This window comes from Stenotrophomonas beteli, from assembly GCF_001431665.1.
Taxonomy (GTDB): domain Bacteria; phylum Pseudomonadota; class Gammaproteobacteria; order Xanthomonadales; family Xanthomonadaceae; genus Stenotrophomonas; species Stenotrophomonas beteli.
Window position 1 is genome coordinate 61,403 of the sequence record NZ_LLXV01000040.1, and the last position, 9,765, is coordinate 71,167.

A 9,765-nucleotide genomic window follows, 5' to 3' on the forward strand; every position below is an offset into this window, starting at 1 on the left:
CCCTGGGTTTTGGCTTGATACGGTCAGTGCAGCAGCACCAGGGTGGCCAGGCCGAGGAAGGTGAAGAACCCCATCGAGTCGGTCACGGCGGTCAGGAAGATGCCGCTGGCCAGCGCCGGGTCGAAGCCGAAGCGTTTCAGGGTCAGGGGTACCAGCACGCCGGCCAGGGCGGCGAACAGCAGGTTGCAGGTCAGCGCGATGGCGATCACCGCCGACAGCCCCGGCGAGTGGAACCAGGCCAGCACGATCAGGCCCAGCACCGAACCCAGCAGCAGGCCATTGAGCAGGGCTACCCGCACTTCCTTCCACAACAGGGTGCGTGCATTGGAGGCGCCCACCTGGCCCAGCGCCAGGCCACGCACCATCAGCGCCAGCACCTGGGTGCCGGCGTTGCCGCCGAGGCCGGCCACGATCGGCATCAGCACCGCCAGCGCCACCAGCTTGTCGATGGTGCCTTCGAAGTGGCCGACCACGCTGGAGGCCAGGAAAGCGGTACACAGGTTGACCGACAGCCACATCAGGCGGCGGCGCATCGCGCGCCAGACCGGGCTGAACAGGTCCTCGTCCTCGTCCAGGCCGGCCGCGCCCAGCGCCTGGTGCTCGGCCTGGCCACGGATGATGTCGACCACGTCATCGATGGTGATGCGACCGACCAGGATGTTGTTCTCGTCCACCACCGGCGCGGAGATCCAGTCATGGTCGGAGAACTGGCGGGCGACTTCCTGGTCGCTCTCGCCGACGTCGATGGCCGGCTGCTCGTCGTCGATCAGGCGGTTGATCGGGGTGGTGTCCTCGTGGGTCACCAGTGCCGCCAGCGACACCCGGCCCAGGTACTGATGGCGCCGGCTGACCACGAACAGGTGATCGGTGTGGTCGGGCAGTTCGCCGCGCAGGCGCAGGTAGCGCAGCACCACGTCGACGTTGACGTCGGCGCGTACGGTCACCACGTCCGGGTTCATCAGGCGGCCGGCGCTGTCCTCGGGATAGGACAGCACCTGCTCCAGGCGCTCGCGGTTCTCGCGGTCCATCGACTTGAGGACCTCGTCGATGACCGTATCCGGCAGGTCTTCGACCAGGTCGGCCAGGTCGTCGATGTCCAGGTCTTCGACCGCGGCGATGATCTCGTCCGGGTCCATGTCCGCCAGCAGGCTTTCGCGCACGTCGTCGCCGACGTGGACCAGCACCTCGCCATCATCTTCCGGATCGACCAGGCCCCACACCACCTCGCGCTTGCCCGGCGGCAGCGATTCAAGCAGGTTGCCGATCTCGGCCGGGGCCAGGGTGTTGACCAGGCGGCGCACCGGACCCAGGCGGCCACTGTCCAGTGCATCGGACAGCATCCGCAGTTGGCGCGCAGTCTTGTCGTGGCGTACAGCTTCGGCCATCGCAGCTCCCGCGGGAATAAGAAAAGCCGCAATCCCGGCAAGGATGCGGCAACAGGGGTGTTCAGCGCGTCATTATCGCAAGGGGATGTTTCAACGCATAGCCGCCGGGTGGTGGTAGTGCCGGCCGCTGGCCGGCAACCGCTTGGCCTTCAACGAGACGGGGTCAGATCCCTTTTCCCGCGGAAAAGGGATCTGACCCCAGGCGTGCATGCCCGGCGAGCGGGTGGTGTCAGGGCGTATCGGCCACCAGCGCCAGCCAGCGCTCGATGGCGCGGCGGTCGCGGGCGGCCAGCAACTTCGGTGCACGCGCGCGCAGCATGGCCAGATCGGCCTCGCGGATCGCGCGGCGCACTTCCAGCAGGGTGCCGGGATGCAGGCTGAATTCGGTCAGCCCCAGCGCCAGCAGCAGCGGCGTCATCCGTGCATCACCGGCCATCTCGCCACACACCGCCACCGGGATGCGATGGCGCGCGCCGGTCTCGATCACCATCTGCAGCAGGCGCAACACCGCCGGGTGCAGGGGCGAGTACAACTCGCCGAGTGCTTCGTTGTTGCGATCGGCAGCCAGCAGGTACTGCACCAGGTCGTTGGTGCCGACCGACAGGAAGTCGACCAGATCGATGAAACTCTCCAGTGCCAGCGCGGCGGCGGGTACTTCGATCATCGCGCCCAGCGGCACATGCTCGGACACCATGTGGCCTTCGCCGCGCAGCTGCTCGGTCAGCTTCAGCATGCGCCGGCGCACCGCCAGCAGTTCCTCGCGGGTGCTGATCATCGGCAGCAGCACGCGCAGCTTGCCGTAGGCCGAGGCCCGCAGGATCGCGCGCAGCTGGGTGTCGGCCACTTTCGGCCGCGCCAGCGACAGGCGCACGCCACGCAGGCCCAGCGCCGGATTCTCCTCGTTGCTCAGGGTCAGGCCGGTGCGGTCAGCCTTGTCCGCACCCAGGTCGAGCGTGCGGATGGTCACCGGCCGCCCGCTCATGCCCAGTGCGGCGTCGCGATAGGTCTGGAACTGCTCTTCTTCGTCCGGCAGCTCGTTGCGCTGCAGGAACAGGAATTCGGTGCGGTACAGGCCCAGGCCCTGGGCACCCAGTGCATGTGCCTGGGTGACATCCTCCAGTGATTCGGCATTGGCCAGCAGGGCGATGTCGACCTGGTCGCGGGTGCGGCTGGGCTTGCTGCGCAGGCGCCCAAGCTCGCGCTGTTCGCGCGCATGTTCCTTCAGGCGCGCGCGGTAATCGCGCAGGTTGTCGGCCAGCGGGTTGGCGGTGATGCTGCCGTCGGCACCATCGATGATCAGCACATCGCCATCGGCGACGCGGCTCAGCAGCTGCGGCACGTTCACGATCAACGGCAGATGCAGGCTGCGCGCCAGGATGGCGCTGTGCGACAGTGCGCTGCCGGCTGCCGTGACGATGCCGACCACGCCCTGTGCCTGCAACTGGGCCAGCTCGGACGGGGCGATGTTGTCGCAGACCAGGATCTCGCCGGCCAGGCCCTTCACCACCGGCGGGCGTTCGGGTTGCAGGAAGGCATGGATGCGGCCGATCACGTGGTCCAGATCGTCCATGCGGCTCTTCAGGTAGGCATCGTCCATGCCATCGAAGACCCTGGCCAGGCGGTCGCGTTGCACGCGCAGGGCATAGCCGGCGCTGTAGGGGCCGCTGCGGATCAGCTCATCCAGCCCATGCAGCAGCTCGGGGTCGTCCAGCAGCAGGGCGTGCAGGTCGAGGAATTCGCCCACTTCCTGGCTCAAGGCACCGTGCAGGCGCTGGCGCAGCTCGTGCATTTCGGTGCGCGCGGCGGCCACTGCGTGGTGCAGGCGGGCCAGTTCTGCCTCCACCTGGCTGGGCGCCACCCGTTGTTCGGCCACCTCCAGCGCATGCGGCAGGCGTACACGGGCGCGGCCCATCGCCGTGCCGCGTGCGGCGCCGTGGCCGGCCAGCAGCTGGACCGGCCGCAGGCCGGAAGAAGGCTGGCCGGCGCGCGCGCGTGGCACGCTCAGCTGTCCTCGTCGAAGCGGCGTTCGAACAGGTCCACCACCGCATCCATCGCGGCCGCCTCGTCCTCGCCGGTGATGCGCACGGTGACCGGCGTGCCCTGGCCGGCGGCCAGCAGCATCACGCCCATGATGCTCTTGGCGTTGATCTCACGGCCCTTGGCGGCCATGGTCACGTTGCAGCGGAAAGGCGCCAGGGCCTGCACCAGCTTGGCGGTGGCCCGGGCATGCAGGCCCAGGCGGTTGCTCACGGTGAGTTCTCGTTCAAGCATCGTCGACTATCGCTCCATTACGGGTACCCGCCGCGGCTGTGGCGGGCAGTTGATCCAGTCCCTGTTCCGGATAATTCATCACCCGCAGCAACATCGGCAGGCTCAGCGCCGACACCCGGCGAACCGGGGTCCCCAGCCGGGCCAGCTGCCCGGCAAGATTGGCGGGGCTGGCGCCGTACAGGTCGGTCAGGATCAGCACGCCTGCACCACCGTCGACCCGCCGCAGGGCGGCCGAGGCGAGCGGGAGCAGGGCGTCCAGGTCTGCGTCGAACGGTACTTCGAAAGCTTCGGTTTTCAGCGGCAATTGCCGCAGGAGCCGGGTCGCCACGTCAAGCAGGGCGGTCCCGACCCCGGGATGTGTTACGAGGAGAATGCCACAGGTCATAACTGCACGTTAACAGGTCAAGGTGAATCGGCGATAGCAGCAGGAGAGGGGCGCTGTGTCCCGTATTCAGTGTTGCTCGGACCGGACCCGTTTTCCGATGCCCGTCAGCGGTTCATCCACGCATGGCGTGGATCGTGTCGACTGAAGTCGACACCCACCAACAGCACACCGCCCCGCCATCCCACGAATGCCGGCTTTGCCGTTGCTTCAGTCGAGCATGGCTCGACTCTACAACGGGGGCCGGGCGCAGCCCGGCCGACCCCCTCAATCCTGTTCGCGGTGGTACGTGGCCACGTCTTCCCAGCCCATCTCGCGCGCATGCCGCGCCATGCGCTCGGCCAGGAACACCGAGCGATGCTTGCCGCCGGTGCAGCCGAAGGCCACGGTCACGTAGCTGCGGGTGCCGTCGCCCAGCTTCGGCAGCCAGGTATCGAGAAAATCCATCAGCTGCGCCAGATAGCGCTGCACATCCGGCTGCGCCTCCAGGTAGTCGCGCACCCCGGGTTCGCGGCCGCTGAGCGCTCGCAGGTCGGGGTCCCAGTGCGGGTTGGGCAGCACCCGTGCATCGAACACGAAGTCTGCTTCGGCCGGAACGCCACGCTTGTAGGCAAACGACTCGAACAACAGCGACAGGCTGGTGGCATGGCCCATCGCGAACTCGGTAATGATCCGACGGCGCAGCTGATGCACGTTGAGGCTGCTGGTATCGATCACCGCGTCGGCTTCGCGCCGCAGCGGTGCGGTCAGTTCGCGTTCGCGGGCGATCGCTTCGGGCAGGGAAAGACCCAGCTGGCTCAGCGGATGCCGGCGGCGGGTGTCGGCATAGCGCTTGAGGACGGTCTCGTCGCTGGCCTCGAAGAACAGCACCTTTACTTCAACGCCGGCGTCGGTGGCCAGCTGCCGCCAGTCGCCCAGCTGGCTGAGGTCGGCCTGGCCGCGCACGTCGATACCCACCGCCAGCCGGCGCGGCGCGCGGCCGTCGTGGTTGTCCAGCAGGCTGCGCACGAAGTCCGGCAGCAGGTGGATCGGCAGGTTGTCCGAACAGTAGTAGTCCTGGTCCTCGAAGGTCTTCAGGGCGACGGATTTACCCGAGCCGGACAGGCCACTGACGATGATCAGGGTCGGGGCGGTGGGCGTGACGGTGCTCATGGACAGGCTCTTGGCAGGGCAGGGGGGTCAGGGCGTTCGCCGTTCCAGCAGGTTGCTGTGGCGGGCGATGAACATCGCCGCAGGGTCGATGCCCTTGGTACGCAGGATGTGCAGGCGGGTGGCCGCCTCGGTCAGCACGGCCAGGTTGCGGCCAGGCATCACCGGCAGGGTGATCAGCGGCACGTCCAGGTCCAGCACATGGCGGGTGCCCGAATCGCCGGTCAGGCGTTCGTAGCCGTGCGGCGTGGGTTCGGTCATCGGCTTGGTCAGGTGGACGATCAGCCGAAGGTACTTGTTCTTCTTTACAGCCGTGTCGCCGAACATCTCGCGCACGTTCAGCACACCCAGGCCGCGCACTTCCAGCAGGTCCTGCAGCAGCTCCGGGCAGGTGCCATCGAGCACGTCGGGGGCGATCTGGGTGAACTCGGGGGCGTCGTCGGCCACCAGCCGGTGGCCACGGCTGAGCAGTTCCAGCGCCAGCTCGCTCTTGCCCGAGCCGGCCTCACCGGTGATCAGCACGCCGATGGAGTAGATCTCCATGAACACGCCGTGCAGGATCACCCGCGGCGCCAGCGTGCGCGCCAGGTGGTAGGACAGATGGTTGAGCAGCTCGTGGCCACGCTTGGGGGACAGCCACAACGGCGTGCCGGATTCATCGGCGGCCGCGCGCAGGTCTTCCGGACAGGGCTGGTTGCGGGTCAGCACCAGCGCCAGCGGATGCGACTGCATGATCTTCTCGATCGTTTCCCAGCGCTGGCGCGGTTCCAGTGCATCCAGCCAGGACAGCTCTTCGGTGCCCAGGATCTGCACCTTGTTGGGGTAGATCGCATTGAGGTAGCCGGCCAGCGACGGGCGCCGCGAGACCGTGTTGCCGGCCTCCAGCTCGCGCTTCTCGCCGGACTGGCCAGCGGCCCAGCGCAGGCCCAGCCGCTCGCGCTGCTGTTCGAACAGTTCGCGTGCGGTGATGCTGGTATTCATGCGGCGCTCGCAGGTGGGGGCAGGTCCAGCGCCTGGCGCAGGGCCCGGGCGTCGCCGGCGTCACGCAGTGCCTGGCGGATGGCCGGCGCCGAGAACAGTTCGGCCAGCTCGGACAGCAGCATCAGGTGCTGGTGCGTGTAATGGGTGGGAACGGCGATCGCAAATACCAGGTCGACCGGTTCGTCGCCGCCGAAGTCGACCGGGGTGGCCAACCGAAGCAGGGCGCCGCGTGGGCGGTCCAGGGTCGGCGCGCGGCCGTGGGGGATGGCGATGCCGTGACCGATCGCCGTGCTGCCCAGCGCTTCACGCTGGCACAGGTTCAGGTAGATCTGTTCGGCGTTGGCCTGGCGGCAGGCCAGCAACCCGGCGGCGGCCTGCAGGACGCTGTCGCGGTCGGTGGCCGTGCAGAGTTGGGTCTGCACGGCCGCCAGGAGGTCATTCAGGGGCATGTCTGCGGGAAACGGTGGCGATCAGCCGCCATTGTCGCCCACCGGCAGCGGTGCGTGCTGCTGTTTTTTCTCTTTGTGCTTGATCACCAGGCGGTCAAGCTTGTCCGCGAGCACGTCGATCGCGGCATACATGGTCTGGCCGCCGGCCTCGGCGTGCAGGGTCTGCCCCGGAATGTTGAGGCTGGCGTCGACGTGGTGTTCGGTCTTCTGCAGCTTGAGGGTCACCCGCGCTTCGCAGTGCTGGTCGAAGTGTTTTCCGATCCGGGCCAGCTTCTCCTCCACATAGGACTGCAGGGCCGGGGTGACTTCGACGTCTTTGCCAAACGTTTCGATGCGCATCGGGTTTCTCCTGTGTTCGGATGTGCCAATGAACCTCTCCGCCGGGCGCGGCGGTGCGTCAAGCGATTCTGACCCTTTCGTGCGAGGCGGAGATGTTCATGGCTTCACGATACTTCGCCACGGTGCGCCGCGCTACTGGAATTCCCGACGATTTGAGCAGGTCAGCCAGCTTGGCGTCAGAAAGCGGCTTGCGCGGGTTCTCATCGTCGATCAGGCGCCGGATCATCGCCTGGATGGCGGTGCTGGAGGCCTCGCCGCCGCCGTCGGTATCGATGCCCGAGGCGAAGAAGGCACGCAGCGGCAGGGTGCCGCGCGGGGTGCGCACATGCTTGCGGGCGATCGCGCGCGATACCGTCGATTCGTGCAGGCCCAGTTCGGAGGCGATCTCGCGCAGGGTCAGCGGGCGCAGCGCCTGTTCGCCGAACTCGAGGAAACCGGCCTGCTGCAGGATCAGGCTGCGCACCACCCGCAGCAGGGTCTCGCCGCGTTGTTGCAGGCCCTTGAGCAGCCAGCGCGCTTCCTGCAGCTGGGCGCGCAGGTAACCTGCATCGGCGTCGCCACAGCGGCGGATCAACTGCTCGTAGCCACGGTGGATCACCACCTTCGGCCCGGCATGCCCGGCCAGTGCCGCGCGCCAGATACCGTTCTGCCGCCACACCACGACATCCGGCACCACGTAGGTGTCCTGCGACAGCGGCGCGACCTGCGTGCCCGGCCGTGGGTCCAGCGAACGCAGCAGGGCCACGGCGGTCTCGACATCGGCCAGCGGTTGTTTCAGTTCGTGGGCAAGCCCGGGCACGCCACTGCGCGGCAGCCGTTCCAGCGGGCCTGCGGCGATCTGCCGCGCCAGCGCCAGGCCGGGCGTGTCGCCGGCCAGCACCTCCAGCTGCAGCTGCAGGCATTCACCGAGCGTGCGTGCGGCCACGCCGACCGGGTCGAAACGCTGGATGCGATGCAGGACCGCGAGGATCTCATCCGGGTCGGCATGGATGGCCGGCAGCAGGGTTTCGGCGATGGTCGCCAGCGGCTCGCGCAGGTAGCCGTCGTCGTCGAGTGCATCGATCAGCGCCGCGCCGATGCTGCGGTCACGCGCCGAAAGATGCGACAGGTGCAGCTGCCACAGCAGATGGTCGGCCAGGGTTTCGGTTTCGGCCACGCGCTCTGCGGCGCTGCCGGTGTCGTCATCGTCATCGAAGCTGCCGCCACTGCCGGCGGCGCTCCAGTCCAGCTCGGCCGGTGCCCAGTCGTCGCCGCTGTCGCTGCGTTCGGCGGGGGCCTCCTCGCTGACGTTGCCGTCGCCGCCCTCGCTGGCTGCGTTGTCGTCGCTGCCGTCGGCCCAGTCCAGCAACGGGTTGCTTTCCACCGCCTGGGCGATCTCCAGCTCCAGCTCGGTGGTGGACATCTGCAGCAGCTTGATCGCCTGCTGCAGCTGGGGCGTGAGCACCAGGTGCTGTCCCAACGATGTCTGCAGCCGAGTCTTCATGCCTGTGCCGAACGGAAGGAAGGGGACCCGGCGCCTGCGATCACAGCTTGAAGGAATCCCCAAGGTAGACGCGACGTACGTCGGCGTTGTCCAGGATCGCCTCCGGCGACCCCTGGGCGAGCACGCTGCCCTCGGCGAGGATATACGCGCGATCACAGATTCCCAAGGTCTCGCGGACGTTGTGGTCGGTGATCAGCACACCGATGCCGCGCTGCTTGAGATGGGTGACGATGCGCTGGATCTCGCCGACCGAGATCGGGTCGACACCGGCGAACGGTTCATCGAGCAGGATCAGGCGCGGCTGTGCGGCCAGGGCGCGGGCGATCTCGCAACGGCGGCGTTCGCCACCGGACAGGCTGGCGCCGAGCTGGTCGGCGACGTGGCCCAGCTGCAGCTCGTCGAGCAGGCCGTTCAATTCGCGCTCGCGGCCGGCCGCATCCAGGTCTTCGCGCAGTTCCAGCACCAGGCGGATGTTGTCGGCCACGGTCAGCTTGCGGAACACCGACGGTTCCTGTGGCAGGTAGCCCACGCCCTGCTTGGCGCGGGTGTACATCGGGTCGCCGGTGATGTCCTTGCCGTCAAGCACGATGCTGCCGGCATCGGCGGCGACCAGGCCGACGATCATGTAGAAGCAGGTGGTCTTGCCGGCACCGTTGGGGCCCAGCAGGCCGACCACTTCGCCAGCGTCGAGCGTCAGACCGAAGTCCTTGACGACTTCGCGCTGCTTGTACTTCTTGCGCAGGCCCTTGGCGATGAGCATTACTTCTTGCTCCCGGCCGGCGCCGCTGCGGGCGTCTTGTTCTTGGGCGGGATGACGGTGCGCACGCGGCTGCCGTCGCCACCGGAGTTCATCTCGCCGGTGCGGGTGTTGTAGACCATGCGCTGGCCGGCATTGGTGCCGCGCGCGCTGGTGACCTTGTAGTTGCCGGTCAGGGTGATGATCTCGGTCTTGATGTCGTAGTCGATGCGATCGGCCAGCGCGTCCATCCAGGTGCCGTCATCGAGCTGCTGCTTCATCTTGGCCTGCTTGCCGGTGAACACCACGCGTACCGCTTCACCGTCCTTGAGGTAGATCTCGGCCTCGGACGAGCGCAGGTCCAGCGTGCCCTGGGTGATGATCACGCCCTGCGACAGCACGGTCTTGCCGTCGCCGGTGAGCATGCCCGACTGTGCGCCGGAATCGATGTGCATGTCTTCGTTGCGGTCGGTGGACTTGGCGAAGGCAGCGCTGGGCACAAGAAGACCGAGCGCGAGTACGGCTGCAAAGGGAATCTTCATCGGGGTCCGTTCTACCGGTGGGGCCTCCCGGCGGACCGAGGGCGGGTG

At 67.7% G+C, this 9,765-nt stretch carries 11 protein-coding genes; all 11 read right to left on the reverse strand.

The features are described from left to right. Nucleotides 1-23 precede the first annotated feature (23 nt). Complete coding sequence (gene mgtE, locus ARC23_RS10905) at nucleotides 24-1,385, reverse strand: magnesium transporter (RefSeq protein WP_057497254.1); 1,362 nt, start codon at nucleotides 1,383-1,385, stop codon at nucleotides 24-26. Nucleotides 1,386-1,614: 229 nt separating this feature from the next. Beyond that, nucleotides 1,615-3,384, reverse strand: a complete 1,770-nt coding sequence (ptsP, locus tag ARC23_RS10910) for a phosphoenolpyruvate--protein phosphotransferase (RefSeq protein ID WP_057497255.1) — start codon at nucleotides 3,382-3,384, stop codon at nucleotides 1,615-1,617. A gap of 2 nt (nucleotides 3,385-3,386) precedes the next feature. Beyond that, the gene (locus ARC23_RS10915) at nucleotides 3,387-3,656 is read right to left on the reverse strand and encodes an HPr family phosphocarrier protein (protein WP_057497256.1); all 270 of its coding nucleotides are present in this window, start codon (nucleotides 3,654-3,656) and stop codon (nucleotides 3,387-3,389) included. Continuing rightward, entirely contained in the window at nucleotides 3,649-4,041 is a 393-nt protein-coding gene (locus ARC23_RS10920) for a PTS sugar transporter subunit IIA (RefSeq protein ID WP_057497257.1), read from the reverse strand. Before ARC23_RS10920 ends, ARC23_RS10915 begins: the two co-directional genes overlap by 8 nt. 264 nt (nucleotides 4,042-4,305) lie before the next feature. Then, the gene (gene rapZ / locus ARC23_RS10925) at nucleotides 4,306-5,190 is read right to left on the reverse strand and encodes an RNase adapter RapZ (protein WP_057497258.1); all 885 of its coding nucleotides are present in this window, start codon (nucleotides 5,188-5,190) and stop codon (nucleotides 4,306-4,308) included. A gap of 27 nt (nucleotides 5,191-5,217) precedes the next feature. Further along, nucleotides 5,218-6,168, reverse strand: a complete 951-nt coding sequence (gene hprK, locus ARC23_RS10930; protein ID WP_057497259.1) for an HPr(Ser) kinase/phosphatase — start codon at nucleotides 6,166-6,168, stop codon at nucleotides 5,218-5,220. Then, a complete protein-coding gene (locus ARC23_RS10935) occupies nucleotides 6,165-6,617 on the reverse strand; it encodes a PTS sugar transporter subunit IIA (RefSeq protein WP_057497260.1) in 453 nt (150 codons plus the stop codon). Before ARC23_RS10935 ends, hprK begins: the two co-directional genes overlap by 4 nt. 21 nt (nucleotides 6,618-6,638) lie before the next feature. Then, complete coding sequence (hpf, locus tag ARC23_RS10940; protein WP_057497261.1) at nucleotides 6,639-6,956, reverse strand: ribosome hibernation-promoting factor, HPF/YfiA family; 318 nt, start codon at nucleotides 6,954-6,956, stop codon at nucleotides 6,639-6,641. Nucleotides 6,957-7,014: 58 nt separating this feature from the next. Further along, a complete protein-coding gene (locus ARC23_RS10945) occupies nucleotides 7,015-8,439 on the reverse strand; it encodes an RNA polymerase factor sigma-54 (protein WP_057497262.1) in 1,425 nt (474 codons plus the stop codon). Nucleotides 8,440-8,479: 40 nt separating this feature from the next. Beyond that, the gene (gene lptB, locus ARC23_RS10950; RefSeq protein ID WP_057497263.1) at nucleotides 8,480-9,199 is read right to left on the reverse strand and encodes an LPS export ABC transporter ATP-binding protein; all 720 of its coding nucleotides are present in this window, start codon (nucleotides 9,197-9,199) and stop codon (nucleotides 8,480-8,482) included. Continuing rightward, on the reverse strand, nucleotides 9,199-9,717 hold the full coding sequence (gene lptA, locus ARC23_RS10955) for a lipopolysaccharide transport periplasmic protein LptA (RefSeq protein ID WP_057497264.1): 519 nt from the start codon (nucleotides 9,715-9,717) through the stop codon (nucleotides 9,199-9,201). Before lptA ends, lptB begins: the two co-directional genes overlap by 1 nt. Nucleotides 9,718-9,765 lie beyond the last annotated feature (48 nt).

Bases quoted from the DNA above. Each gene is read 5' to 3' on its own strand.
- ARC23_RS10935 (WP_057497260.1), bottom strand. From the start codon at position 6,617: ATGCCCCTGAATGACCTCCTGGCGGCCGTGCAGACCCAACTCTGCACG.
- ARC23_RS10920 (WP_057497257.1), bottom strand. From the start codon at position 4,041: ATGACCTGTGGCATTCTCCTCGTAACACATCCCGGGGTCGGGACCGCC.
- hpf (WP_057497261.1), bottom strand. From the start codon at position 6,956: ATGCGCATCGAAACGTTTGGCAAAGACGTCGAAGTCACCCCGGCCCTG.
- mgtE (WP_057497254.1), bottom strand. From the start codon at position 1,385: ATGGCCGAAGCTGTACGCCACGACAAGACTGCGCGCCAACTGCGGATG.
- hprK (WP_057497259.1), bottom strand. From the start codon at position 6,168: ATGAATACCAGCATCACCGCACGCGAACTGTTCGAACAGCAGCGCGAG.
- ARC23_RS10915 (WP_057497256.1), bottom strand. From the start codon at position 3,656: ATGCTTGAACGAGAACTCACCGTGAGCAACCGCCTGGGCCTGCATGCC.
- lptB (WP_057497263.1), bottom strand. From the start codon at position 9,199: ATGCTCATCGCCAAGGGCCTGCGCAAGAAGTACAAGCAGCGCGAAGTC.
- ARC23_RS10945 (WP_057497262.1), bottom strand. From the start codon at position 8,439: ATGAAGACTCGGCTGCAGACATCGTTGGGACAGCACCTGGTGCTCACG.
- lptA (WP_057497264.1), bottom strand. From the start codon at position 9,717: ATGAAGATTCCCTTTGCAGCCGTACTCGCGCTCGGTCTTCTTGTGCCC.
- rapZ (WP_057497258.1), bottom strand. From the start codon at position 5,190: ATGAGCACCGTCACGCCCACCGCCCCGACCCTGATCATCGTCAGTGGC.